Below are 26,314 nucleotides of genomic sequence, written 5' to 3' on the forward strand. Positions count from 1 at the left end.
GATTGGAACTTGTTGTTTACGCATCTTGCGTCTGATGGTTGTACTCCATCGAGGGGGACCGCCATGCGTGAGTTGTTGCGCCGGTTCAACAGGTCGCTGCCGTCGTTCAGCCTCAACGACAAGATCTCTGCGGCTGCGGCCGCGTTCGCCGTCCTGGTGATGCTGTCGACACTGGGCGCGCTGTCGGCGCTGCGCGAGCAGCGCCTGTTCTACGATCGGCTCGAAGCGCTTTCCATTGCAGCCCGCAACATCGAGCGCACCAACGCGCTGATCTACGCGGTCGTGATGGAATCGCGCGGCATCTACATGTCGTTGGACCGCACCGTCGCGCGGCGCTACGCCGATTCGCAGCTTGCGAAGATCGCGCAGCTGAGCAAGGTGGTCGACGAATGGGAAAGCCGGGTCACAGATGACGACGCCGCGCTGTTCGCCCCGTTCAGGAAGCGGATCGATCAGTTCGTCGCATTCCGCACCGAGATGGCGCGGCAGACGATCTCGGTCGGATCGTCGGCGGCGCGCGAGCTCGGCGACAATGACGAGAATCGCGCGGTGCGCACCGCGCTCAACGAGGACCTCGAGAAATTGTCGCGGCTCTATGCCGACCGCACCCGCGAGCTCGGCGAGGCGGCCGACGCGCGCGGCATGGCCGCGTTCTATCTGGGCGCGCTCGGGGCGGTGATCATCGTGCTGATCGCGGCCGCGGCGCTGGCGCTGCGCTGGGGCGTGCTGATGCCGCTGCTGGACATCGCCCGCGTCACCGACCGCATCGCCGCCGGCCGCATCAAGCTCAAGATTCCCCATGCGCGGCGCCATGACGAGATCGGACGGGTCGCCCATGCGGTGGAGACTTTCCAGAACGGCGCCTTCCGGATTCAGGAGCTCGAGCAGCACGAGGTCGAGATCGAGCGCCAGCACGCCGACATCCTGCGCGAGCACGAGCGGCTGGAGCAGGGCGCGCTCAGCAACCAGCAGCGTCTGGATGCCGCGGTCGCCAACATGGCCCAGGGCCTGATCATGCTCGACAGCTTCGGCTACGTGCTGATCGTCAACGAGCAGTACCGCATGCTCTACGGCCTTCCTGCCTCGGTTGCGAAGCCCGGTGCGCATGTACGCGAGATTCTCGCACATCGCGCCAAGCTGGGCCTGCTGCGCGAGAAGCCGTCGGAGTTCCTCGCCGCGCTACGGGAGCGCATGAAGGAGCGACGGGCCGAGATCGTCGAGGTCGAGCTCGCCGACGGCCGCATCATCCGCATCTCGGAGCGTCCGATGGACGGCGGCGGCTGGATCGCCACTCATGAGGATTTCACCGCGCAGCGCCGTGCCGAGCGCAAGCTCGCGCGCGCCGAATATTTCCTCGCCGCATTGCTGGAGAACATCCCGCAGGCGGTGCTGGCCAAGGATGCGCAGTCGCTGCGCTACATGTTCGTCAATCGCGCCGCCGAGCGCCTGTTCGGCGTGCCACGCACCGACATCATCGGCCGCACGCCGGGCGAACTGTTCTCCGCGCCGACCGGCGCAATCCTCGAGGAAGCCGCCCGCGACCAGCTCGCAGGGCGCGGCGACGATGAGCCGCGAGCCCATAGCATCCTCACACCCGGGAACGGTCCGCGCGACATCGTCGTGCGCCGGCTGCCGGTCTCGATCGGCGAGGGCGAGCCGAAATATCTCCTCAGCATCATCGAGGACCGCACCCAGGATCAGCGCGTGGCGGCATGATGCGTCACGTGGCAAGGCCGTGGATTGCCCTGCCTTGACGTCGCCTTGATCTGCATCAAGAACGGCCACGCCGGGCGGACTAGCGTGCCCGGAACGGAGGCCTGTCCATGATCCGACGTCTGGGGATTCCCTTTGCTACCCGCCTCGGCGCTGCGGCGCTGCTCACGCTCGCCGTCGTCGCGCCGGTGCATCAGGCTGCCGCGCAGGACGTACTCGGCGGAGCGATCCTCGGCGGCGCCGGCGGAGCGATCCTGGGCGGCGCGATCGGCGGCGGCCGGGGCGCTGCGATCGGCGCCGTGATCGGGGCCGGTACCGGAGCTGCAATCGCGGCCGATGGCGAGCGCCGTCGTGGCGGCTATTATTCCTATCGCAATGGCTGCTATTTGCAGCGCGGCGACGGCTCATGGGTCCGCGCACACCCGCGCTACTGCTACTAAGTCTTATCGGTCGGCTGAATTGACCGCCTGGTGGCGCGACGAACGCGCGGCCGGTGGCTTTGTCGCGCGCTCCAGCGCGTTGATGACGCGCGGATCCTCGCAATGCGCGACGTTGAAGCGCATCATCGTCGCGGCGGATTGCGCCGCGCTGAAGACGTCGCCGGGCGCGAGCACCACGTGTTCATCGAGCGCGGCCTGGGCCACCTCGATTGCCGTACAGCCGTCCGGCAACCTGCACCACAGATGAAAGCCGCCGCGCGGCATCAGCCATGGGGCGATACCGATGCGCTGCAGCCGTGCCGCCACGCGCGGCCGTGCTCGCCCAAGCCGTGCGCGCAGTTCCTCGACGTGCTTGCGGTAGCTGCCGCTGGTCAGCACCTGGGTCAGGGTCTCCGCGGCGAATTGTCCGGGACCGCCGAAGCCGGTCGCGATCTGCAGGTCGATCAGCGGTTCGATCCAGTCCGCGCGCGCCGCGATGTATCCGCAGCGCACCGAGGCCGACAGTGTCTTGGAGAAGCTGCCGACCAGGATCACCCGCGTCAGCCCGTCGAGTGCGGCGAGCCGCGGCGACGGCTCGGGTTCGAAATCGCCGTAGATGTCGTCCTCGACGATGATCGTGTCATGCGCCGACGCGGCGTTGAGCAGCCGGTGCGCCGTCTGCAGCGACAGCGTCGCCCCGGTCGGATTGTGCAGGCCGGAATTGGTGATGTAGAGCCGCGGGCGCTCGGCCGCGAGTATCGCCTCGAACTGCGCGATGTCGGGTCCGCCCGGCGTCATCGGCACGCTGATGATCCGCGCCTGATGCGCGCGCAGCAGCGCGAGGAAGTTGAAATAGCAGGGATCGTCGACCAGCACGGCGTCGCCGGCACGCAGCAGCATGCGGCAGATCAGGTCGATCGCCTGCGTGCCGGACGAGGTCAGCACCAACTGCTCGCTGAACGCGTCGATGCCGATGCCGGCAAGGCGGCCCTGCAGCAGCCGTCGTAGCGCCGGCGATCCTCGCGCTCCGCCATAATCGCTCAGAACAGGGCCGGCGCTGCGCGCCAGCGCGCGGACCGCGCGCCGCAGCGCGTCCTGCGGCATCCACTCGGCCGGCAGCCAGCCGCAGCCGGGCGTCAGCGTTCCCGGTCCGGCGTCGAGCGACTGCCGCGACACCCAGAACGGGTCGACCGCGCGCGGACGGCGCGGCTCGCGATCGGCGAGGGCCAGCGGCGGCAGCGCCGTGTCGGCGACATAGAAGCCGGAGCCGCGCCGGGCACGGATCACGCCCTCGGCGGCGAGCCGGTCATAGGCCTCGACCACCGTGGCCGGCGACACGCCCATCGCCGCGGCGAAGGCGCGGATCGAGGGCAGGCGCTGGCCGGCGCTGAGCGCGCGCGTCGCCAGACGCTGCCGGATCGCATCGACCACGGCGATGGTCCGCGAGCCGCCTCGGCGGGAATCGGGCGTCCCTGGTCCCAAGTGTGTTGCCCTTTGCATCAGTACAGATTGTCAAAATTGTATCGGTCTGTCGCTGCCGCAACAAGCCCGATCGGGCTATGGGATCTGCAAGGAGGAGCCGTGCATGAAGGGATCGATCGAAGGCTGGGGGAGCGGCATCATCGGCATGACGATCTTCAGCGGCTCGCTGCCGGCGACGCGGGCGGCACTGGAGGGTTTTTCGCCGCTGTTCCTGACGGGCGCACGCGCGACACTCGCGGCCGTGCTGGGCGCGCTTTGTCTCACGCTGTTGCGGCAGCCGCTTCCCGGCCGGCGCGACCTGATGTCGCTGGCGGTCGTGTCGCTCGGTGTCGTCATCGGCTTTCCGCTGCTCACCGCCCTGGCGCTCCAGCACATCACCTCGGCCCATGCGATCGTGTTCGTCGGTCTGCTGCCGTTGTCGACCGCCTTGTTCGGCGTGCTGCGCGGCGGCGAGCGGCCGCGGCCGTTGTTCTGGCTGTTCGCAGCACTTGGCGCTGCGGCGGTCTCGGGCTTCGCCCTGTCGCGGGACGGCGTCGCGGCGCCGATCGGCGATCTCGCGATGATCGCTGCGATCGTCGTCTGCGGCCTGGGCTATGCCGAGGGCGCCATGCTCACGCGCCGGCTCGGCGGCTGGCAGGTGATCTCGTGGGCGCTGCTGTTGTCTGCACCGCTGATGCTGTCGATGGCGGTGCTGACGCTGCCCGGCGCGTCACACGACATCACGGCCGCGGCGTGGCTGGGCCTCGCCTACGTCTCCGTCTTCAGCATGTTCGTCGGCTTCGCCTTCTGGTACCGCGGGCTCGCGCGCGGCGGCACTGCGACGGTGGGCCAACTGCAACTGCTGCAGCCCTTCCTCGGCCTCGGTTTCGCGAGCCTGCTGCTGCATGAGCCGGTGTCGGCAACGATGATTGCCGCAGCCGGAATCGTCGTCCTCTGTGTGGCAATGGCGCGCCGCTGGGCATGAGCCGTCGGCGGCTATTTGCGATGATAGAGTCCAGTGAAGCTGACGCCGGCACCGCCGCAATCATTGTTGTCCTCGACCAGCAGAAGCGCGCCGATTCGCTGCAGGCGCACGCGGCACTCGTCGCCGGCATTCGGCCGCTCGAACGGTGTGCTGCCGTCGTCGACGAAGGCGATCAGGCCGCCCTTGGGCTCTGCCGTCGCGCCGAGCGATCCGTTGCGCAACTCGCGCCCGGCCGGCAACACCTGATCGCCTTCGATCCTGAGCCGGTTGCCGGCCTCCTTCCTGATCGTCAGTCCCCCTCCAGGGTGCTCCCAGCTTCCGGACCAGTCGGCCGTCGCCGGCGCGGCCATCGGCTCGACAGCGGTGAGGGCTGCGCGCGGCAACCAGCCGGTGGTCCAGATCTGGGCCTTCGCATGCGGCTGCTGGTAGCTGACGCAGACGAAATCGCCGCGGGTCCTTCCGATCAGCACGAGGTCGTCGCGGACGAGGTAAGCCTTCTTCCGGCAGGCGTCGGTCGCAGCGGGACAGCCTGCGGCCTTGAAGTCATCGTCATAGGGGCTCTTGACGAAGTTCACGCGTGGCTGGCCGCTCACTTTGGCGACGACGAGCGGCCGCGCATCGTCCCAGCCGATGCCATTGCAATTGGCGGGATCGTTGGCGTCGTAGGCAGCCGCCGCCGTGACGGTCAGGACGCTCAGGATCAGTCCGATGAAGGGCGCGCGCATCCGTCATTCCTCTCCACGCTTCGCCCGCATTAGCCGGCGCGGGAAGACGTCCGGTTCAAACCGGCCCGACGTTTCGTCCATCCCGCGGCGATCTTTTGGCAGCTCCGACCGCAGCACGCTGCATGCGTCGTCTCGTCGGCGTCGCGCCTTCACATCACCCCGATGCTCTTCAGGCTGGTGTGGCCATTCCTTCCGACGATGATGTGGTCGTGAACCGTGATGCCCAGCGGCTTGGCGATCTCCACGATCGTCTTGGTCATCCGGATGTCGGCCTGCGACGGCGTCGGATCGCCCGAAGGGTGATTGTGCATGAGCGTAGCGCCGCAGCTATGTAATTGAAGAATAACGGATTTAGCAGGCCGACCATCAAGCGGGGGACGGAGAGTGGGGACGGTAGTGCACGCCAAATCGTGATCATCACGCCTGATCAGGCCCAGTCATCGGTGATCGTCCTGGCGCACGGCAGGACACCATGTTTCTCTTGTCCCAAGCATCGAGTTCGCCAACCGGATATAGGACCGCTTTCCCGATTTTGACGAAGGCGGGTCCGACGCGCATCGCTCGCCAGTTGCGAAGGGTCCCGACGCTGACCGCGCCACGGTAGCGCTCCGAGACTTCCTCTGGCGTCAGATATTTTCGATCGTCCATTGCCGCACTCCCGATCACGCGACCATGAATTCAGTAATTCACGGTCCTGACCGCTCTCGGAAGCTGGATGCATTGTCGATAGTGAAAGAGAAGGCTAACGGCCACGCAAAGGCGTATCGTCCACGTCAACCCGAGATCGAGCCGAATATTTCGACGAGATCGAGCACGTGAAAATCACGAAGGACATGCTCGAGCCGAAGGACCTCCGGAAGATCCTTCTCGTCAGCCCGGATCGAGCTCGGAACTCGGACCCGCGGCGTTTTCACAGAGTTAGGGTCAAAAGCGACCGTCACAGCGCAATCGCGTTTTGGTCCGCTTTCCCTCCAACACCGGACGCAGCCGGCGTCGGTGGCAAGGTCAGAGATGGACCAGAAGCGGAAGTATCCGCGAGAGTAGCGGATGCCCGAGGCATTTGCCGCGCTCCAGAAGTCGAGTAAAAATCCAATCAGAACTCGTAGCCCTTCTGACCGATGGCTTGCCAGTTGCACCAACTTGTGCTCGGGGGCATGTTTTTAGAGTCCTACGCCACTTGTACGGTTCTCTATCTGAGCCAACAATCGGGAGGCACGAACAAGGTCTTGCGTACCAAACCCTTCGGTGAATTCGCCAAAAATCGGAGCGAGCAATTGAACCGCGTCTATCTCGCGGTTTGTCGCCGCCCAATGAGCGGCGAGGTCGGTGGCGATCCGAAGCGCGAAAGTTAACGCGCCGATAGCGCGAGCTTCAGCCAGCGCCTCCTTTAATAGCTTTTCAGCGCGGACTGTTTCGCCATCCTCAAGAAGGATAGATGCATTGACTCGCTGAAGTTCCGAGCGGCACCAGCGCTCGCCCTGCCTTTCCTGATAGTCGATGGCGCGCGTGACGGCGTCACGCGCTTGCGCGATCCGCCCTTGCCGCAGATAAGCACGAGCGAGGAAAGCCAGATAGCTGCCGATCCGCATCAGAAAGCGGCATTCGATCAGTTCGTCAATCGCGGCCCGAATATCCTCCACCGCGCGCGGATCGCTGCGCAATTCGCGCAGGCAGGCGGAGAAATAGCGCTCGACCGAAACCCAGCGCCAGATGCGCTCGCGTTCCAGATTGCGACGCAGGCGTTCCGTGAACATATCGAGCGCGTCAAGATCGCCGATTTCAAGCGAGATAGGAAGTGCGGCGAGCCCAAGTGCGTTCGACTGCGACACCCAATGGCCACCGCGGTCCGCAGCATCAACGGCCTCACGCGCCAGTCGAGCGGCGTAGTCGGCCTGCCCCTGCATCCACACTACAAAAGGCATGTTGGTGCGGACGGTGATGAAGCGGTAGACCTCATTCGCATCCTTGCGCGAACGCCCCCGGACTAGCGAATGGGTTGACGCGAGACGATCGAGAACCGGCCGGCTTTTGCTTAATTCGCCGGCGAAGGCGTGGGCCCAGGCCAGGGCCTTGTCGGCTTCGGATGTCGCCGTCGAATCGGGGTCTCGGTCGGCCAGCGAGGTGGCCTCCTCGAGATAAGTGATGGCACGTGCGATCTCGCCGATCTGGAGCAGATAGAACGCAAAACCCGTCAGCGCGCGCTGCTGAAGGTCGACACTGTCAGCACGCCTTGCGAATGCGATTGCGTCAAGCCAGGTGACTTCGTTCTCGTTCGAACTCTTGCGGGCGTAGAAGAGGCTCCATCCGAGGGCACAGGCGAGCTTTGCCTTGGACAGATCGTCGCATGGAACGCGCTTGGCCAACGCGAGTGCGACCTCCAACCGCGCTTGCGCCTCCGACAGGATGGAGGTCTCCGACCACAGGGTGATCGCAGCAACCGCAAGCCTGATTCCGAGGATGTCATCGCCCTGCTCGCCGAACGACCATGAAAGCGCACTTCTCAAATCGGCAATGCGGCCAAGGTAGCGCTCGGTCCAATCGGTCGGCTCGCGCCATTTCCAATCCTCCTCGGATTGCTCGAACAGCGCAGCCATGCGCTCCGCATGGCGGCGCATCGCCCCGCTGCACGCCGGATCGCCCCGACGCCGCTCGGCGGCATAGCGACGCGTGCTATCGAGCAGCCGGTAGCGCAGGCTCGCGCCCCGCGCCTGCGCGCTCAACAGTGATTTGGCGACGAGACTGCCGAGTGCGGTCGCGACGTCGATCGGCGTGAGACCTGCCGCTTCCGCGACGAAGACCGCATCCTCGTGCTCGAACCCGTCACTGAACACTGACAGCAGGGCGAAGAGCCTGGCTTCCGTCTGCGACAGCAGCCGGTAGCTCCAATCGATCGTTGCCATCAGGGTTTCATGGCGCGGCGGCCCGGCGGCGGCCCCGGTCGCGCTAAAGCCAAGCCTCTGATCGAGGACGACCAACAGCTCCCGCGGGGTGAACCTGCCGATCTGGGCGGCAGCCAATTCGATGGCTAGGGGAAGCCCGTCCAGCGAATGACAGACCGCTGCGATGGCGTCGCAATCCTCGTCGACGAACTCGTAATCCGACCATTCGGCGGCGCGTCGAACGAACAACTCCACCGCCGGGAATCTGACGGCCTGATCCACCGACAGCCCAAGGCCTGAACTCGGAGCAGATAGAGAGCCAAGCCGCACGACGTGCTCAGTGGTGGTGCCGAGCGGCTCGCGACTCGTGGCAAGCAGCCGGGATGGCGATGTGTCCGTCATGAACTTGCTGGCAAAGATCGTGGCGGCTGGCAGCACATGCTCGCAATTGTCGAGGATGAGCAGCATCTGCCGCGGCCTCAGATAGTCGAGGACAGCAGCCAGCCCCATGTCCGTATTGCCTCGGATACCGAGTGCCGTCACGAGCGCCGCGCCGAACAGAGTAGGATCGGAGATTGTCGCGAGATCGATGAAGCAGACGCCGTCGCGATACCTTGACACGAACGCCTGGGCGACGGCCAGGGCTACGGTCGTCTTACCGATCCCTCCTGCGCCGGTCAGGGTCACGTGCCTGTCCTCGGCGAGCAGATCGGCGATTTCAACGATATCGGCTTCGCGGCCGACGATGCCGCGCGGCGATGGCGCATGCGAAAGCGGGAGCGGATCGGCCAGCGCAGGCTCCCCCTCGATCTCGCCGATGCCGACCCGGACATCGGCGATGAACTTGTACCCACGCCGCGCCACGGTCGCGATGTAGATGGGCTCGATCTGGGTATCTCCCAGCGAGCGCCGCAAGCTCCACATATTGACCTTAAGATTGCTGTCGTGGACGAACGTGCCCGGCCAGGCTGCCGCCATCAGCTCGTTCTTGCTGACCAGCTCGCCGCGGCGCTGCACCAGCAGCCGCAAGAGCTCGAAGGCGCGTCCGCCAATCTTGACGGGGCGCTCGTCTAGAAGAAGCAACTGACGGCCGGGGACCAGTCGAAACGGGCCGAAGCTGAATGTCAGCTTCTGTCGAGGTGCGCCCCGTTGCCGTCTGGCCGTCCGCATTTCGCATTGCCAATCGATCGAAGAGATCGCTTGGTATTATCATGCACTGCAAACTTGTTGAAGTGAGCCGTTCTGACTTTCACGACCGCTGCGCAAAACCACGCGGGTGTGGCTATTTTTTTGGCTTGCGAAGAACCGCTGTGCTCACAATCTCGACGCTTCATTGGTCGGAACCTCGGCGAACCACCCTCTCACACCCACTTCAACCGGGGAGCGGAGCTGCGGAGTTGACGAGCGCCTGCGAGCGCAGCTCGCGCCAGAAATCGACGGGGACGACTTCCTCGAGCGCGGCGCGATCCTCGGCAATGCGGCCTGGACGGCTCGCGCCGGGAATGACGGCAGCCACCACCGGGTTAGCCAGCACGAACTGGAGGCCCGCCGCCTTCATGCTGATGCCGTAGCGGTCGGCGATTGCCTTGATCCTCCCCACCTTGTCGATGATTTCCGGGGGCGCCGGCGCATATTCAAAATTCGGGCCGCCGACGAACGCGCCCGAACTGTAGGGGCCGCCGACGACAATCGCGAGCTCATGCTCCGCAACCATCGGGATCACACGCTGAAGCGCCCTCGCATGGTCGAGCAGCGTGTAGCGGCCCGCGAGAAGGAAGCCGTCGGGGCGCGGCTCTTCCAGCGCCAGCAGCAGTTCGATCGGCTCGACCCGGTTGACGCCGAGGCCCCACGCCTTGATCACGCCTTCGTCGCGTAGCCGGTCGAGCGCCTTGAACGCCCCCTTGCGTGCGCTTTCGAACACCGAAAGCCATTCGTCGCCGTAGAAGTCCTGCGCCACGTCATGCACGAAGGCGATGTCGATGTGGGAGGTCGCGAGCCGCTTCAGACTGTCTTCGATCGAGCGCAGCGTCGCGTCTTCGGAATAGTCGTTCACAATCTTGTTCGGACGCCCGTATTTGAACACATCCCCCTTCTCGCCGAGGTCGCGGGCGCCGACATCCTCGATCTCGTCCAGGATCAATCTTCCGACCTTGGTGCTGACGACATAATCGCTTCGCGGCCGGTCGGCGAGCGCGGCGCCCATGCGGATCTCGGCAAGACCCGCGCCATAGAAGGGCGCGGTGTCGAAATAGCGGATGCCGTCGTCCCAGGCCGCACTCACCGTCGCGAGCGCTTCCTGCTCCGGGATGTCGCGAAACATGTTGCCGAGCGGCGCCGCGCCGAAGCCCAATCTTCCCGGCAGAATATTCTTGAGGGCCATGTTGCGTGTCCTCGTCTGCGACAGGCAAGTCCGCCCGTGCGCGGCGCCGCCCGTCTCATTCGGTCGCGGAGGTATCCGCGCTTCTGATGAAGGCCGCGACCTCGCGCGGATGCGACAGCATCACCGCGTGGCCGCTTTTGATCTCCGTCACCTTCGCGCCCGAGCGCTTGGCCATGGTGCGCAGCCAGGTCGGCGGGATAATGTGATCCTCCATCGTGACCATGTAATAGGTCGGCTTGGTCTTCCAGGCCACGCGGTCGACCTTGGACTGCACCGCCTGCAATCCAAACGGCAATTGCGCCGCAGCCATGAAGCGCGCGGTCGCAGCGTCGACGCCGCCGGCGAAAGAGGTCGGGAATTTGTCGCGGTCGACGAAGATAAAGTTGCCTTCGACGACGAGCGGACCCTTTTGCTCGCCGGCGGGCACTGAGCCTTCCGACAGCGTGCTGACAGACTCTCCGGCGTCGGGAGCATATGCCGCGAGATAGACAAGGCTCTGAACCTTCGGATTGTCGCCGGCCTCCGTGATGACCATGCCACCATAGGAATGTCCGACGAGGATGACCGGATGCCGCGCCTTGGCGATCACGCGTTCGGTCTCCGCGACATCGTCACGAAGCGAGATCGTCGGCTGCTGGACGACGAGCACTTCATAGCCCGCATTCGAGAGAATGTCGTAGGTGTCCTTCCAGCCCGAGCCGTCGACGAAAGCGCCGTGGACAAGGACGATGGAAACGGTCTTCTCGGCGGCCACCGCGGGGACGGCCGTTGCGATCGACATTGCAACAAGCGCGGAAATAAGCGGCTTCATAGCAGGCTCCGATCCTTGATACGGCGACATTGCCGTTTGATGAGCTTCATTAGCGCAGCTGAGAAGTTGCGGTATTCCCGATTCCTGCGCGACGATGGACGCATCTTGCTCATCTTCGATGAGAGCAGCTTTCGAAGCGGCGGTGCGCGTGCTCCAACCTTTTGCTTTGCTTGCCTTTTACTTCTTTTAACCGTGCCGCCTCTGGACTTCGCTATCGGTCCTTGTGAGAAATTCAGGATCGGCGTGGCAGCGGGCCGGGGCTGCACTCATTTACCGGATGGAATGATCGCTCTCTTGCGATACGGGGCCGGGATTCGCCGCAACTTGCGGAGGTCGTGATGGCACTCGTGACTCATGGAGATCAGAAGTACCAGAACAGCGAGAAGCTCGCGGCGGCCAACGATTGGCCAGGGCTGAGCATCGAACATCGCAAGTTCGAAGCGGGGCGCCAGGCGACGCCGGTGCCTATCTGCACCGAACTGGTAATGCTACTGTCCGGCGGCGGGATGGTGTGTCGCACCGGCAACGGTGAAGTCCAGAAAAGCCTCGCGCGCCCCGGCATGAGCTACCTCGTTCCGGTCGGGACGCAGGAGAGCCATCTCGAGCTTTCGGACCGGATGGAGTGTCTTCACCTCTACCTCCCGCCGGCGCTGCTGGACCAGAGCGCGCTTGCGGACTTCAATATCGATCCGGCAAGGATCGAGATCGCCTACGCCCACGGTCTGACGGACCAGGTGCTCTTCCACATCTGCTCGCCGCTTCGGGATCTGCTTCATCGTCCGCGCCAGTCGACTGACGCGCTGTTCGTGGAGGGAATTCAAGTCGCGCTTGCAGCGCATCTCCTGGGCAACTATACGATCGACCGCTGGCGTGCGCCCGACAGGTCTCCGTCGCTCGATCCACGGCGCCTGCAGCGCGTGCTCGATTATATCGAGTCGTCTCTGGGAGACGAAATCAGACTCGAGGATCTGGCGGCTCAGGCCTGTCTCAGCCCCTATCATTTCTCCCGGCTGTTTCGCGAGGCGACGGGATTGTCACCGCACCGATACGTGACCGATCGGCGCGTCCAGGCTGCGCGGCACGAGCTCGCGCGCAACCGACTGTCGCTGGTCGAAATCGCCCTGGAGTTCGGTTTTGGCTCGCAAGCAAACTTCACGCGCGTCTTCCGCAAGGCCGCAAGCCTTACGCCGGGGCAGTATCGCGAGTTGTGCTGCGGCCAGATCGAGGTGAATGCCGATCGTTCCGATGCGGAGTACCGCAGGGATTGCTCATGATCCCGCAGGATTCGGAAATACGGTTCTGGGCCGCGCGGGTAGTGTCGTTGCGGCGCTCTTCGACTTTATGGATACCTCCAGGAAACGAATCATGACTCAACACGTCCTGTTTATCGTCAGCAACGCAGCGGTGATCGGCCCGCAAAATCGTAAGACGGGCTTCTTTTTCGCCGAGGTCGCGCATCCGTTCGATGTTCTTGACAAGGCAGGCATCGCCGTTGAGTTCGCTTCCTTGAGAGGCGGATGGACGCCCTACGATGCCTACGACGAGAAAGATCCTGCGGAAAAGGCCTTTCTTGAAAGCAAGGCTTTTCGCCGCCTCAATCGCAGCCGCAAACTTGCCGAGGTGGATGCTGCGGATTTTGATGCCATTCTCGTGCCCGGCGGGCTCGGGCCGATGGTCGACATCCAGCGTAACCCCATCGTTCAAAATGCAGTCGTGCGCGCCTGGAGCACGGGAAAATTCGTGACGGCCGTTTGTCACGGTCCGTGCGCGCTTCTCGGGGTGGACCTTGGCGATGGCAAGCCATTCGTGCAGGGCAAGAAGCTGACTTCGTTCTCGAAGAAGGAAGAGTACGACTACGCGCGCGAAGATGTTCCCTACGAACTTGAGGACGCCCTGCGGGCAGAGGGCGCCGAATATACGTCCGTGGCAAACTGGGAACCTCACGTTGTCGTCGATGGACGTCTCATCACCGGCCAGAATCCCGCCTCAGCCGGGCGCCTGGCAAAAGAGCTGCTGGCAGCACTGAGAAAATTATAAGATAGGCAGCCGAACATCGCCTGGCTGAACTGAAGCCAGCAGTCACTCTGAAAAGTTTTGGTCGATCGCGATGCCGTCGAAGATTACTGCTCTTCTGGTTGCTCACCCCGGCAAAAGCGATGAGCTGAGAGAACTTCTGGTCGGCCTTGCGCCGCATTGCAGGGCAGAGCCCGGTAATCTGCGTTGGGACGTTTGGCGCGACACTTCGAACGATCATCGTTACGTCCTTGATGAGCTCTACCGAGATATCACTGCGGTCGAAGCACATCGCGCCTCGCAACATTACCAGGCCTACTTGGCCAGGGTTCCCGAACTTGCCGAACGTACGGCAGTAATCGCGGAATCCGTAGACGTGAGATAATCGGGTTTGAGGAACGACGTACCGTATAAAGGAGTTGCCATGCGCCTTTCTTGCGCGACTCTCATCGCCTTAACCATTGTAAGCGCACATCCATCGCTCGGGAGGTCCACGGCTTCTGCATGTGGACCGGGGGCAACGCCCGCTCATCGTTGCGGGCCAATGCCCGGCGGCAGCGTAGGCGATTTAACCGTTCATTACCGCACGGCCGCCATCAGCGGCGTGAACGTGTTCTACCGCGAAGCTGGGCCAGCAGATGGGCCCGTCGTTCTCCTTCTGCACGGCTTTCCGACGTCCTCACACATGTTCCGCAATCTGATTCCGAATCTAGCCCACCGATACCGTATCATCGCGCCGGATTACCCCGGCTTCGGGCAAAGCGATGCGCCGGATCGCAACCGCTTTTCCTATAGTTTTGCGAACTATGCCGAGATGATCGACGCCTTGCTGAATCAACTCGGAGCGAAACGCTACACCATGTACGTCATGGATTACGGCGCACCGGTCGGCTATCGCCTCGCCCTCAAGCATCCGGAGCGCGTGACTGCCCTCATCATCCAGAACGGCAACGCTTACGAAGAAGGATTGCGGGAAGCTTGGGACCCGATCAAGGCGTATTGGAGGGAAGGAACGGAGGAGCGGAGGAATGCGCTTTCATCCCTCGTCTCTCTCCGCGCGACTAAATTCCTATACACCGATGGCGTCCGCGATCTGACGCGCATAAGTCCTGACAATTGGGTGCAAGACCAAGCGCTGCTGGATCGTCCCGGCAATAAGGACATTCAGCTCGACCTGCTCTACGACCACGCGACCAATATCCCGCTTTATCCGGCGTTCCAAGCGTTTTTCCGCGAAAGGAAGCCGCCCGCTCTAATCCTCTGGGGCAAGAACGACAAGGTCTTCGCTGAAGCCGGCGCACATTCCTATTTGCGCGACTTGCCAGACGCCGAGTTACACATCCTCGACACCGGTCACTTCGCACTTGAGGACCAACTCGACGTGATGGCGCCGCTGATCAGCGACTTCCTCGACCGAACGAATGAACGGCCCTGACGCAAGACTTTCGCACGAACTTAAAGGTAGCCGATCTATCACGACGCCCCACAACACGAAAGGAATTCCTGTGAACTATTTGGCATCTCTGCTGGCAATGTGCGCGCTCGCTATCACGTCGAACTCCGCGGGAGCTCAGCAACAGAAAACGACATCGGTCGTCCTTGTGCACGGCGCGTTTGTCGATGGCTCAGGCTGGCAAGCGGTATACGATCTCCTTAAAAAGGGCGGATACGAAGTGCTGGTGGTCCAGAATCCGACCATCACGCTCGAGGGTGACGTCGCCGCCACGGAAGCCGTGATCGCAGCAGCCAAATACCCTGTTGTGCTGGTTGGCCACTCGTATGGCGGCATGGTGATCACACAGGCTGGCGACAATCCGAAGGTCAAGAGCCTGGCTTACATCGCGGCCTTTGCGCCGGACGCTGGCGAATCTGCCGCATCCCTGAATGACTGGCCGGCAGAGCCTGGCGAGGCGAAGGCGCCCCTGCTGCCGCCGCAAGACGGTTACCTGCTGGTCGATCCCGTGAAGTTCCCGACTTCCTTTGCGGCGGATTCCCCTGCGGCGCTGACTGAGTTCATGGCGGCCGCGCAAGTGCCATGGGGACTGAAAGCCGTCGAAGCCAAGACCACAAAAGTGGGCTGGAAGGCAAAGCCGAGTTCCTTCCTGATCCCGTCTCAGGACCGCATGATAACCCCCAGTTCACAGAGAAAGATGGCTAAGCGAAGCGGTGCGCGAGTGGAAGAAATAAATAGCAGCCACGCAGTGATGCTGTCTCATCCGCGGGAGGTGGCCGCGTTTATCGAGTCTGCCGACCGGTAATCGACGCAAAACGGATCAACTTATTCGAGGCCTAGCGACGCTAATGAAGACGGCGGGTTGTGTGCTGATGGGTCAGCGCAGGATGCATCAACCTCGGGGCGCGCGAAGGATTATGGCCTTCGTACGCCAAGCCCGTCGTACAGCTCGTCTATCCGCAACCAACGAAGCGCGGGCGCAGGTTGTTTGTCCTCTCAGCGATGCCCAGACAGATCGCAATTCTGATCGCGCATATGCTCGGCCCAGCGCTGCAAATACATTCAGCAACTGGATTGATTAGAACAGGCTGGGGTGCGTCATTCGCTGGCAGAGTGCCTTCGCGAGTTGCGGCTATAGCGTGTGGAAGCAGCTGCTCAGTATCGTCTGGTGATAGTAACCGATTGCTGGTCTAATTCGCCAAAATTTCTCTATACCGTCCGCGTGGGCTAAGGAGCCGTTGAACAAAGTGCGGATGTCTCTGGACCAAAACCAGTCTTTCGCCGGGGATGCTGCCGCTGATCGGCTTTGGGTCAAAAGCGGATAATCCGCTGATGCGGCCGCAAACGTCGGCTTTGGGTTAATCGTGTCGCCTCGGATCGACCTGGATCGTTTCTGTTCTTCATGGGAAAGCTGACCCGCGGGACTGCTTCGCGTTGTGATCAGTGCAGCCCCGCTCACAAGAAGCCATTGGCGCCTCGAAGGAAAAGGTCCGGGCCAGCCGCAATCCGGTCAAGGCCCGTCAGCGGCTTCGCCGCGCGCTTAGGGCGAGCCTTGACGGGCTCCGTTAGCCCTGTAGCAGCCTTCCATGCGCGCATGGCTAGGTATGTCCCAATTCTGCGACCTAGTTCGCTAAGCTGCGATTAGTGCCATTCGGGACATTGATCTCTCAGGTCTTTCTTCCTCTAGCAACACTATGAGTGTTGGAGCAGTGCCGTGCTGCGATAAGTAACCTCAAAAACTTACGACCGCCGAGTCTACGCCGCGGAGAGGCGCTTTTATCTTGCCGTCGAACCCGCCCTCCGCTCGCTCCTCTCCAATCCCAGGCTGAACTGCGCTCAGACACCGCGCAGTAGCTACACCAGTAGTGAGTCTCAGACAGCATCTTTGCTGCGGCTTCGGTCGGACCATCGGCATCCCGTCGTACGTTCTTGGCGATCTATCGATAGAAGCCAGAGCGATCGAACTGCATCGGCGATGCTATTCGAATGCAGATCCGAAATAGAATGTCGGACGGCCCGTTAGCATCGATTCAACACGGATCGGTCCAGCATCGAGGAAAACTGGTGTTAAGGCCCCACGCAAATCGGCGATACGGATGGCTCAGACCGAGTGTCGATCGGCGGCAGGTCCGCAGCAACGGTGCTCATCGTGGCCGTTAAGGGGAGGGCTGTAGCGTGCGATGTCGCGCGATTCGGCCGTTCCGCTCTGGATTCAGACGTGCCACCTTTGCGGGACACCTGCGCGCAGGGCAGGGCTCGCGAGGCTTGATGCGCTTTCGCCAAGCGGCGGCTAGAACCGTCCGCCATCCGGCGCCACTACGCCCAGGGCCCCTCCGTATTCTCCCCAAGGGCGAGCAGGAGGGATGACCGATCCCGGTCTGGGCAGGCAGCTCCCCGTTCCGGCCACTGAGGTCAGCGTCATCGCTTTGCAGCTGCCGGCCATTCGCGCGCCTCCGATCGAGCGGGGCCGAGACCCAAGGAGCATCTGATCATGACCGAGTCCGTTCCGCCCCATCCCTTCGATGACATGGAGGCGCTGGCCTGGCTGCGCTCCCAGCCCGAGGGACGCGTGACGGTCAGCGCCGCTGAGCTCGGGCGCCAATGGGGGTGGAATAGGATGCGGACCAGTCGTCGCCTGAAAGCCTGGGAGCGCGCGGGCCTAATCAGCCGTAACGCCGAAGCGATCAATGTAACGGGGACCGTGACGTCGATCGTTACAGATGGTCCCGCCGTTGTTACGGACGCCGCCGGCGTCACAGGGGCGTCCGGAGCGGAGGGAGCCCATCGTTCCCCGACACGCGTCAAGCTCGCCGCTTTAATTGTGGCTCTGGCGCTTGCTTGTGTATCGGCCGCCTTTTCCATTGACGGCCTGACTGCGATTTTCGCCGGGGCCTTCTGGCCTGTCATCATCATGGGAGCCGTACTGGAGGCTGGCAAGCTCGTGGCGGCGGCCTGGCTGACTGAGCATTGGACGTCTGCGCCGTCCCTCCTGAGGTTCGTCCTCGTCCTGATGATTGGCGTGTTGATGGGCCTGAACGCCGTTGGCGTATTCGGCTTCCTGACCCGCGCTCACCTCGACCATCTGGCCTCCATAGATCTCACCCTTGCCGACAGAACTGCGGACGTTGAGGCGCGCCTCGGGATGCAGAGCCGAGTGGTCATCGACATTGACCGGCGCATTGCCCAGATCGATGCGGCTATCGACGAAGCGACGCGCCTTGGCCGGCCGGTCGGAGCGATGACGATTGCTGACCAGAGGCGTCGCGAACGTGCCGACATCGCGGCGGAACGCCAACGTGAGTCCCAGGCTCTCGCCAATTTACAGATCGAAAAAGCCAAGATTGATGCGCAACGCAGGCGTGCCGAGGCCGAAGTCGGACCGATACGATATTTCGCTGAGCTGATTGGCATACCCGCCGCGGACTTTGAGCGAGCGGTCCGCCTGCTCACGCTGGCGCTCGTTGCCGTCCTTGATCCGATGGCAGTGGCGCTGCTGCTCGCCGCCGGAGTTCACGCCAGGCGCCAGGGTCCATTCTGACCGTTCCCGTTTCGCCTCAAGCAAGTTCATCGCGCGAAGCGGGTCTGACCCAAATCGTTGAACAGCAAACCTGCGTCCGCGTAAAAGTGCAGCCGAAGGCCAGAAGAACGAAGCAAGGGCTTTCTCACACCCTATGCACCTCGGGTGCTGACGCTTCGCGGGCCTCACGCGGCTATCTCATTGGTGTGAGTTAAGGAATTCCTGTTGGTCGGTGTTCACATGAGCAGATCCGAGTGAATACGGCGGTCTCTCGGCATTAATTTCGCGAGGTGGGACAGCTCTCCCACACCCCGCCGGGAGACGGTTAGTAGTGCTTCATCCCGGGATGGCACCAAGAGATGTCGGTGTGGCGTCCCGACCGCGAAGGTTCAGCCGCCGAGCGGCGATCCATCGACGCTTCGGCTTTACGCCAGCATCGATTAGCGCCTGCTTCATGGAACTTTGCCATGCCAGCATCTGTGGCGAAACGAAGTTGTAGATGGCATAAAACTTGGTGATAGCACGCCAGATGATCACTGGCGGTTCGCTATTATTGATAGCCACTATCTCGCGGCGCTCGCCATCTACGTTGCCGTGCTTGAGCCAGTTGATTACCGCGTTCGGATCGTTCGTGAAGCCTTCCATTTCGGGCACGCGGACGGCAAACTCTTTCACCCTCTGCCGGAAGTGAGGTTCATCTGTGTTGGGCAGCATGCCCTCAGCCGCAGCGGCGAGCGTAATGGCGCATTCCCAATGCTGCTGCCGATAGCATTCGATAGCGACATGTATTTGCCGCATCGCGGCGTACTCAATTTTGGTTTCGACGTGAGACGGACCAAGCACTGCTAGAACTCCCCCCCGATCAAAGGTGGCAAGCTAGCGAAATTCTCGTACGGCGTGAATGCACGGAGTGTTCGAGAGCCCACAAAAAGAGAAAGGAAGAATGGGTATCATGTACCGCCTCAAAGAGCCTGAGGCAGAAGAGCTGAACCTCATTGCGATCGCGCTAGGGGACTTGCCGTTCAAATCGGTTGCGCCCCTTGTCGCCCAGTTGAGGCGCAGGTGGAGGCCATTGAGGCGGAGAATGCCAGCATTAAGGCTGTTATGACGCTGCCGTCACCGAAACGCGGCGCGTGTCGCCTCCGTCGCCTCGAGTGCGGTCTCGTCCGCAAGCACGGGCGAGAACGCAGCAACCGCAGGAGTGCAGCGCACCTCATCGCGCTCGCAGTGTTCGCGGCTGGTATTTTGGCATTACTACTCTTGCGACGATCTGCAGGGATTGGCACCGGGGGTAGCGCCGTCTCACTGAATGCTCTTGCCGCCCAGCAAGCCAACGATCGCGCCGAAGCCAGCGACCGCGAGCGTTCGGGTCGTCTCCATCGCGGCGGTTTGTCCTGCCGTTGGGTCTTTGACGAAAACGGCGAGCGCGACGAAAGCGACGCTTACCAGCAAGGTCAGCACCAACACGGACCAGAAGACCAGCTTGAAATGAGCTGCAACCGGTATAGTCGCTGGCTCGGCGGTTACCGGCTTCACAGGTTCGGGCGCAGCACGGTCAGCCTTGCGAGCTGCGCGCGGCTTGGCGGGAGCAGCAATGGCTTTGCTGGCGGGCTTGCTTCCTGGGGCTTCGAGAGAAGTGAACTCAGAAATCGTATCTGCTACGATATTCTTCAGATGCGGAGCGACCTTGACGATAAGCGTGGACGTCTTTGGATCTGAGATGGTTGTTGATAGCGTTGCCGCCGCATTGGCCAGCCATCCGCCGGATGAGGTTACGATGCCGTCGTCGGATCTTTTGCCCATGGTCGCGGCCGCTTCAATCTGGACAACTTTCGTAATTGCAATGCAGTCAGCATCACACGGCGGGTTGCGGATGTCCACTCGATTTCGTCATCGATAGGGCTCCGAAGAGCAACAGCCCAAAGCACGATATGGTGCCCAATCGCGGCGGAAGCGTAGGGGGCCTAGAGACGCAGAAGATATGATCAGAGCTGATTATCGCGATCAGTCAGAGTACCTAGAGGATAGCCGCGCCATGGGTGCCGCCATTGAGCGCTTCGACAGGATCGCAGCGGAGCTTCAAAAGAAGTCGAAAGACGGAGCGAGCGCCGATCGGAATGACAGCCAACTTAGAGCAGCGTGTCCGAGTTTATGGTGGGCAACATCACGATGTCCAGCGGCGACGGCATGCTCGTTATCGCTTCCTATATGGGCTAACAATTTTGGATGACTGATCGCGGCTCTCGCTATCGCGAATGGTCGGTTCCGTACCGTCCGCTGCTGTGACGCCAAGGTCCGTAAGGCCTTTCAATGAGCCCGGTCGATAACCGTCGCAAAGGCAAGCGTATCGATCCCATGGACTGGCGGCATCTTCAGAAAGAGCATCCCAATCGGGATCATCATTGGCGTGTTGATGCAGACAGGCCCCATCGTTTGGTGGGCAGCCAAAGCCGAAACCCGGCTCAACGAGGTCGAGGCCCGGTCAACGCTATGGCGTCCCAGGCGATCCAGATCGGGCGCGTCGAGGAGCGGGTCAACAGCAACGCCGATGCCATCAAGGACATCAAAGAAGCGCGGAGGGCCAGAACGAGAGCCCCGTAGAAGATTCTCGGATTCAACCAGCTCAGGCTGTTAAGACCTTTGCAGGATCGAACGGAATCTTCGCGGCCAGAAGCTCACGGGCAAGGGTTGTCTTCCAGTTGGAATCATACGGGATGTAGGCGATGCCGTCGAAATCCGACGGCTTTTCGATTTCGCCTTTGACCAAGGCGGCGACATGGGTAGGGCCTAGCTTGCCGATGAAATAGCCAAGTTCGAAGACCACGTTTTGGCGCGCGCGCCGTTGGCTAGCGCCAGATCCCGCGATGCCGCCTTCATCGTCCGGCGTCATCAAAACTACGGCGAAATCGGCTCCGCCAGATTCCTCCTTGAACTTAGTCAAGATGCTGCGCCCTTTGTTGGGTCGCAAGTGCAAAATGATAGGGTCAAGGTCGATCGCTTTTAGAAATAGGTGAACTTCGTTTTTCGAAGCCTCATCTCGCCCGTGGACAAGGAACACCTTGTTGCTCGGGGGCTGCTTGAAAGACATGGTGTGGATATGAGCGTCCGCTGGCATCATTTTTTCAATGTCCTCCTGAACGAATTTCACCTGAAATGCACGGTGCTCCGTGTCGTTTATCCATGTGCTGAAAGACCCAGTCTGCCAATCTTGGGTCATCGCCTCGCGGCCATCAGCCCACCAAAACACATTAGGGATCGGGAAATCATCCCGGGCGCCGTTGCCGATCATGTATCTGCGTGCCCGCGCTCGGACCAGCTCCCCATTTGCATGCTCGCAGATGGCGCATTGAGCCATGCGGGCTGATGACCGATATATTGGTTTGAGGAGATTGATGGCGGCGGCGGCACTGATCCACTGAATTTCGACGTCATCTTGAGCCGCCTTCGCTCTTTCAATTGCCTTAGCTAAGTCGGATGGATTGATGCGAAAGCCTGACATTTCCCCTCATAATGTGATTTGGCGCAATCTAAGCTCTGCCACGGGCTTGCGGAACGGGCGGCAGCACCTGTGAACAGGGGTATTGCGCCTTGTTTTCCGGACTAGACTTGTTGTTCTGGTTATGTTCTAGCGCTCGCTTCAATTCAGATGAGGCGAACAATGCTGGACATTGCGTTTATTCGGGCAGAGATCGAGCACGCGCGTAAGAATGTCGCCGGATGCGCCGGGACCTTCTCACGCTGCAACGGGCCGGGAGGTCGACCACGGTCGCCGAGCGCGACCTTCAGGTCATGCTTAACCGAGTGGAGACGCTCTTGGGCGAGCGCAAGCGTCTGAACACCTTGGAGCTACGCGAACGGTTGCCCAAACGCGTGCCGCCTTTCATAGAGAGTTTGGCGGAAGCGCGTAGGATCGGCGTGCATGAAGGCTGGTACTATCACCACGTCCAAGCAATCTTGATTGCTATCGACCATTACGCGGAAGCCGCGATGGGCAACCGCGAGTACTTCTGGAACAGACCACCCTTATTGATGGGATCATCAAGGCAGAATTCTTGAACAAAAAACCTTTTGCCGCAATCGAGCTCTCGTTAGGATCGAGGTTCGTCAATGTAACGCGGGAGGATTGAATGCTAAGCGTCGTCGCCCACGGGCGCGCCATGGAGTTCTCGGGGCTCTCGCAGGGAACCTGGTTCCTTCAGGAGCGTAATGGCAAGCGTACATTCGGGCTCGCGATCAAGGGGCCAACCGGCAGGATGGATGCGCTGGTCTTTCCGGAAGGAGAGCCGCCGCAGGTTCAGCTCGCCGGTCATCCCTACGCCGTCTTCGGTTTTGACGACGCGATAATGCGCCCCGATCTGGACAGCCTTCACTTTGGGCCATCGCAGCTTGGGGACCTGATAAGTGCCGACAAATCTTTCCACCTAACGGTGGCCTCCCCTGACGGCGACCGATACACGGCGAACCTGACTGCTGGTGAGCAAAGAGCTCGCCGAGAGGGACCTTATGCGAGCTTTTCTAGCTGGAGCGTTGGTGTCCTCCGTGGACAAGAATGGATTCCGCTGTACACGCACGGAGTGCCGCCTTCTCATGCAAGCTAAAAGGCAGGGCATGACGCGGCGGCTCGTCATGACGAACGTGAATGCGCCATACAGGCACCAGATGGAGGTACAGGAGCTCGTCAATTGCCTGTAGGACCCAGCAGTGGCTACTCAATTGCCGGGGCACATGTCGTCTTTTTTCGGAGACGTACAGCCAGAGTTGCAAGCGCAGTTTGCCCGCGAGGACGGCATATCCGCTGACCGGTTGGCAGGTGCGGCGAAGGCCTTTGCGGATTACTCCGGCGGTGCATCCGATCTGCTGTTGAAGAAGACCCAGATTGACCTAAGAACTGGCAAACCCATCGAAATCGGAGGATTTTCACCGTCTCTCTAGGGGCGCCAACGTCCCCACCGTGAGTGTCTGACCTTGCGCTCTAAGCCACGGCTTGAAAAAGCAATTTGAGATGGTTGCAGGTCCCCGCAACCAAATTCGGGCTTCAACGCTGCCGACGCGAAATGGCCCGCTTCACGCGGGCAATTATGCGTGCGACCTCTTCGCTGCTCCGCTCTAGAGCAGGACAGGTACTACTCGGCAATCTCGTCGCCATGGCGAGTGCCGACGGCTTCCGCCATTCTGAATGGAGGCATGGCGACTACGCCCGGCTAGTATTCCTATCGTCGACTTCTCGTGGGCGTGAAAATAATTCTGCAAGCCTCTATACATCCATAGATTGCTTTGGCAGGATTAGGGAAGCCACGGGGCGTCTCCAGTATATTGAGACACCCTTGAACTTTTCGAGACGGGTTATTGCATTCCGTCGAATGATGCCGGTCGGTGCGCGATAAGCTAGACTTCTGCTATTTATGTCCAGCTACCGAGATCGGTAGCGGATCGTGGAGTCTTGACCATATCCAGAGTTGAACAAGAGTTGGATTCAATTGGGAGATTTACGTGTCAGGAAAGCTCTGGATCGGGGATGGTTCATCGAACGAAGGGCTGCCAAATTTTAGAAATCCTTATATCTGGGTAGTCCCTGGTGACGATCCTTATGGATCGCCGGGCCAAGCGCAGGCCAAGAAGACAAACTATGTTTGGGCGCGCGTATCCAATACTGACACTCAAGGCGATGCCGATGGGGCATTTGTCGATTTTTACTTTCAGACCTTTAGCGTCGCGCTGGGCAAGCGGACTATCAAGCTCATTGGCACGTCGCAGGTTGACCTGCCTCATCAATCGGACGACAACGTATTATGCGTCGTGCCGTTTGTACCAGCCGCGGGCGGCCACGGTTGCCTGGTGTGCGTTATTCGGCATGTTCTGGACCCGCTTCCCGCCGGATGGGACATTGCTCTGCGCAGCAAATGGCTCTCGCAAGTCGGTCAACGCAATATCGAAGTGATCGATGATGCGCCGGGCAACATCAGGGTTATTCCATTCGAGGCAGCCGCGCCCTATGCAGACTCAGACCGAATCATGTTGGAAATCACTCGCCCGAACATCCGCGACGGTGAAATCCGTCAGTTGCTCTGGAGCAGCGGCTTATCTTGGTCTTTGGGTCGAACCGAGGGGGTTGCGCGCGTTGGCCTTTCCGAAAGCGCGACGCCATCGCAAAATTGGTGGCAGGTAAACTCACTTACTTTGCAGATACCACGTGGGGAAAGCCGCTTCCTATTTCTTCTGAGCGAAACTCTGCCAGGCGCGCCCGCCTTTGATGTCATTGACGTCGTCGCCATTGCTGACGGACGCCGGTCGGGTGGTGTTGCGGCCCTCATCGTGAGGAAGTGAGCCATGAATCTCCCCGTCGAGATTACTCACCGGCCATTCTCTGTCGAGAAAATCACCGGGCTGATGCTTCCCGATGGCATCTTCGATGGTGCTCTGTTCTATCAGTCCATCAACTGCTATATAACGAACACGTCGCAACAGGATCTGACGGGCGTACAAATCTATATGGAAGGTATTGGTGATCCCGGTATTGTGCCGCGGTCCAAGACCGTGCAATTGCCGCTTCTGCGGGCTGGCGAATCCGTGCTGTGCAGTTGGGACTGCGACTTTAGTCAATCGTCACCGGGTAAGACGCTTCTCAGCATCCGGGTCCAGTCTGCGGGTTTTCAGCCTGCGCGGATATTGAGAAAAATATTCGTTTCGCGAACGCTCTACAATCGCGCGCGGGGTGAGTACGTCTGTCAGGTACCGGAAGGTACGCTACGCCTCGGCGTCATTGAAACGAGTGGTCCCCCCGTTGAGTATCAGCCAGGGCCAGGCAGCGAACCGATCCGCAAGCGGAATCCCGGCCCGTGGCTCATCCGCCGCTTTACGGCGGAAGTCGAGATTGGATTTACCGGGCAGTATGGTCCGTTGGCCTTCAATGATCCATGGTGGAAAATTGTGGCCTGGATTGTTGCGGTTATCGCCGCAATTGTGGCGGTCATTCTCGCTTCCCAGGGGCATGGGACGGCGAGCGGTGGTGTGGAATGCGATTATGACGAGAAGACCGGAACAAGAAGCAATTGCCGGATGCCTGACGGTGAGCCGACGACCGGACCAACCGAAACAACCCCTGCTTCGATCGCATCCGCGGTAGCTTCAACGGCCGTCACAGTTGGTTTGGCCGATGATGTAGATCCGTGGCGGCGCGGGCAGGCAGCTACGCCCGTAGCTCAAAATGAACGAACCTTGTCGGAAAAGCTCGAGGTCAACCTTGTTCCCCTCGACGATCTTGAGGCCGGCAAGCCTTTCGGCGTTCGGTGCACGTGGCTCTATACCAGAACGACGGACAAAGGCGTCTACAATGCATCGGGCACTGACGATAAGAAAAATACTCACCTGTTAGGATCGAAGAAATTGATCGCGCCAGGACGCGTTGCTGTCAGTCAGGCTTCGGTCCCCGTCAAGGCCGTTCTTACGCGGCCGGACGGCAGTTCTTATAGAGGTCAGGAATTATACGTAACCTTCATTGCTAGGCCTCCTGCTGGTCAAGGTGGCGAATTCCGGACCGTTCTCACGGATCCTGGATCGAGTGGGGAATATGCCGGAGCATTCCCGCTCGATGTGGCGTTGGGACAGATGCGAGAGCGGCATGAAAACTTTATCGGCGTCTGGCGGCTCTACGTGATTGCTCAAGACGTAAATCTTGCGCCGCAGGGTCTATCACCAGAGCAGGCCGCGCAGATTATCGGGGGCTTTCCAATTGCAGGCTTTTCGACTGTTTCGATTTCATCGGTTAAGTGCCCGGTGCTTACGGCCGACGCGCTCATGGAAGTCTATATGTAAGTGCCAAGTGGTTAGGTCTCCGCGCGCGCCGTAATATGTTAGAGCGGAACGTTGTTTGATATTCCGTCGAATATCGAGGTAATGCCGTTGATGATTTCGTGGACGGGCGGGGGCCGGGGGCGGCCAGTCCCCCGCACGTTTGTTAG

General features: G+C 61.2%; 25 protein-coding genes. 15 read left to right on the forward strand and 10 right to left on the reverse strand.

Going from position 1 to position 26,314, the window contains the following annotated elements; genetic code table 11:
• Nucleotides 1–63: 63 nt before the first annotated feature.
• Entirely contained in the window at nt 64–1,716 is a 1,653-nt protein-coding gene (locus tag ACQR03_RS28300; protein WP_434842053.1) for a PAS-domain containing protein, read from the forward strand.
• Nucleotides 1,717–1,823: 107 nt separating this feature from the next.
• Nucleotides 1,824–2,153 carry a hypothetical protein gene (locus ACQR03_RS28305; RefSeq protein ID WP_315715302.1) on the forward strand — a complete coding sequence of 110 codons (330 nt, stop codon included), beginning with the start codon at nt 1,824–1,826 and terminating at the stop codon, nt 2,151–2,153.
• Nucleotides 2,154–2,156: 3 nt separating this feature from the next.
• Here the strand turns inward: ACQR03_RS28305 and ACQR03_RS28310 are convergent, their stop codons facing one another.
• A complete protein-coding gene (locus tag ACQR03_RS28310) occupies nt 2,157–3,632 on the reverse strand; it encodes a PLP-dependent aminotransferase family protein (RefSeq protein ID WP_434842054.1) in 1,476 nt (491 codons plus the stop codon).
• Nucleotides 3,633–3,717: 85 nt separating this feature from the next.
• On the opposite strand from ACQR03_RS28310, the gene ACQR03_RS28315 reads away from it, so the two are divergent.
• Nucleotides 3,718–4,578 (forward strand): DMT family transporter, encoded by an 861-nt coding sequence (locus ACQR03_RS28315; protein ID WP_315715304.1) that lies wholly within the window; start codon nt 3,718–3,720, stop codon nt 4,576–4,578.
• An 11-nt stretch (nt 4,579–4,589) separates the two neighbouring features.
• Here ACQR03_RS28315 and ACQR03_RS28320 read toward each other — a convergent pair whose 3' ends face one another.
• The 6 genes from ACQR03_RS28320 to ACQR03_RS28345 form a co-directional block, all read right to left on the reverse strand.
• A complete protein-coding gene (locus ACQR03_RS28320) occupies nt 4,590–5,303 on the reverse strand; it encodes a hypothetical protein (protein ID WP_315752254.1) in 714 nt (237 codons plus the stop codon).
• A 149-nt stretch (nt 5,304–5,452) separates the two neighbouring features.
• Nucleotides 5,453–5,647 (reverse strand): JAB domain-containing protein, encoded by a 195-nt coding sequence (locus ACQR03_RS28325; protein WP_315752322.1) that lies wholly within the window; start codon nt 5,645–5,647, stop codon nt 5,453–5,455.
• Nucleotides 5,648–5,720: 73 nt separating this feature from the next.
• Complete coding sequence (locus ACQR03_RS28330) at nt 5,721–5,951, reverse strand: helix-turn-helix domain-containing protein (RefSeq protein ID WP_083938734.1); 231 nt, start codon at nt 5,949–5,951, stop codon at nt 5,721–5,723.
• A gap of 512 nt (nt 5,952–6,463) precedes the next feature.
• Nucleotides 6,464–9,352: an ATP-binding protein gene (locus ACQR03_RS28335; RefSeq protein ID WP_315706375.1), complete on the reverse strand. Its 2,889-nt coding sequence runs from the start codon at nt 9,350–9,352 to the stop codon at nt 6,464–6,466.
• Between the two features lie 202 nt (nt 9,353–9,554).
• Entirely contained in the window at nt 9,555–10,562 is a 1,008-nt protein-coding gene (locus ACQR03_RS28340) for an aldo/keto reductase (protein ID WP_316159289.1), read from the reverse strand.
• A gap of 55 nt (nt 10,563–10,617) precedes the next feature.
• The gene (locus ACQR03_RS28345; protein WP_015669966.1) at nt 10,618–11,373 is read right to left on the reverse strand and encodes an alpha/beta fold hydrolase; all 756 of its coding nucleotides are present in this window, start codon (nt 11,371–11,373) and stop codon (nt 10,618–10,620) included.
• Between the two features lie 338 nt (nt 11,374–11,711).
• On the opposite strand from ACQR03_RS28345, the gene ACQR03_RS28350 reads away from it, so the two are divergent.
• The 6 genes from ACQR03_RS28350 to ACQR03_RS28375 all read left to right on the forward strand — a co-directional run bounded on the left by ACQR03_RS28350 (nt 11,712) and on the right by ACQR03_RS28375 (nt 18,377).
• Nucleotides 11,712–12,647, forward strand: coding sequence for a helix-turn-helix domain-containing protein (locus ACQR03_RS28350; RefSeq protein WP_015669965.1), 936 nt, complete (start codon nt 11,712–11,714; stop codon nt 12,645–12,647).
• Between the two features lie 91 nt (nt 12,648–12,738).
• Nucleotides 12,739–13,410 (forward strand): type 1 glutamine amidotransferase domain-containing protein, encoded by a 672-nt coding sequence (locus ACQR03_RS28355; protein ID WP_015669964.1) that lies wholly within the window; start codon nt 12,739–12,741, stop codon nt 13,408–13,410.
• A gap of 70 nt (nt 13,411–13,480) precedes the next feature.
• Entirely contained in the window at nt 13,481–13,771 is a 291-nt protein-coding gene (locus ACQR03_RS28360) for a putative quinol monooxygenase (protein ID WP_315706373.1), read from the forward strand.
• 159 nt (nt 13,772–13,930) lie between these two features.
• Nucleotides 13,931–14,821, forward strand: a complete 891-nt coding sequence (locus ACQR03_RS28365) for an alpha/beta fold hydrolase (RefSeq protein WP_015669963.1) — start codon at nt 13,931–13,933, stop codon at nt 14,819–14,821.
• Between the two features lie 97 nt (nt 14,822–14,918).
• Entirely contained in the window at nt 14,919–15,644 is a 726-nt protein-coding gene (locus tag ACQR03_RS28370; protein ID WP_042340409.1) for an alpha/beta hydrolase, read from the forward strand.
• 1,686 nt (nt 15,645–17,330) lie between these two features.
• Nucleotides 17,331–18,377 carry a hypothetical protein gene (locus ACQR03_RS28375; RefSeq protein ID WP_434842055.1) on the forward strand — a complete coding sequence of 349 codons (1,047 nt, stop codon included), beginning with the start codon at nt 17,331–17,333 and terminating at the stop codon, nt 18,375–18,377.
• 315 nt (nt 18,378–18,692) lie between these two features.
• Here ACQR03_RS28375 and ACQR03_RS28380 read toward each other — a convergent pair whose 3' ends face one another.
• Complete coding sequence (locus ACQR03_RS28380; protein WP_434842056.1) at nt 18,693–19,199, reverse strand: hypothetical protein; 507 nt, start codon at nt 19,197–19,199, stop codon at nt 18,693–18,695.
• A gap of 459 nt (nt 19,200–19,658) precedes the next feature.
• Nucleotides 19,659–20,237, reverse strand: coding sequence for a hypothetical protein (locus ACQR03_RS28385; protein ID WP_434842057.1), 579 nt, complete (start codon nt 20,235–20,237; stop codon nt 19,659–19,661).
• Nucleotides 20,238–20,666: 429 nt separating this feature from the next.
• Between ACQR03_RS28385 and ACQR03_RS28390 the strand changes: the two genes are divergently transcribed.
• Nucleotides 20,667–20,957 (forward strand): hypothetical protein, encoded by a 291-nt coding sequence (locus tag ACQR03_RS28390; protein WP_434842058.1) that lies wholly within the window; start codon nt 20,667–20,669, stop codon nt 20,955–20,957.
• Nucleotides 20,958–20,979: 22 nt separating this feature from the next.
• Here the strand turns inward: ACQR03_RS28390 and ACQR03_RS28395 are convergent, their stop codons facing one another.
• Complete coding sequence (locus ACQR03_RS28395) at nt 20,980–21,855, reverse strand: TIR domain-containing protein (RefSeq protein ID WP_434842059.1); 876 nt, start codon at nt 21,853–21,855, stop codon at nt 20,980–20,982.
• 314 nt (nt 21,856–22,169) lie between these two features.
• On the opposite strand from ACQR03_RS28395, the gene ACQR03_RS28400 reads away from it, so the two are divergent.
• The 5 genes from ACQR03_RS28400 (at nt 22,170) to ACQR03_RS28420 (ending at nt 26,168) form a co-directional block, all read left to right on the forward strand.
• Complete coding sequence (locus tag ACQR03_RS28400; protein ID WP_434842060.1) at nt 22,170–22,412, forward strand: hypothetical protein; 243 nt, start codon at nt 22,170–22,172, stop codon at nt 22,410–22,412.
• A 71-nt stretch (nt 22,413–22,483) separates the two neighbouring features.
• Nucleotides 22,484–22,954, forward strand: coding sequence for a hypothetical protein (locus tag ACQR03_RS28405; RefSeq protein ID WP_172181045.1), 471 nt, complete (start codon nt 22,484–22,486; stop codon nt 22,952–22,954).
• A gap of 103 nt (nt 22,955–23,057) precedes the next feature.
• Nucleotides 23,058–23,288 (forward strand): hypothetical protein, encoded by a 231-nt coding sequence (locus ACQR03_RS28410; protein ID WP_434842061.1) that lies wholly within the window; start codon nt 23,058–23,060, stop codon nt 23,286–23,288.
• Between the two features lie 558 nt (nt 23,289–23,846).
• Nucleotides 23,847–24,680, forward strand: coding sequence for a hypothetical protein (locus ACQR03_RS28415; protein WP_434842062.1), 834 nt, complete (start codon nt 23,847–23,849; stop codon nt 24,678–24,680).
• A 3-nt stretch (nt 24,681–24,683) separates the two neighbouring features.
• Nucleotides 24,684–26,168, forward strand: a complete 1,485-nt coding sequence (locus tag ACQR03_RS28420) for a hypothetical protein (RefSeq protein ID WP_434842063.1) — start codon at nt 24,684–24,686, stop codon at nt 26,166–26,168.
• Nucleotides 26,169–26,314 lie beyond the last annotated feature (146 nt).

It is taken from the genome of Bradyrhizobium sp. HKCCYLS3070 (assembly GCF_051167575.1).
Lineage (GTDB): Bacteria > Pseudomonadota > Alphaproteobacteria > Rhizobiales > Xanthobacteraceae > Bradyrhizobium.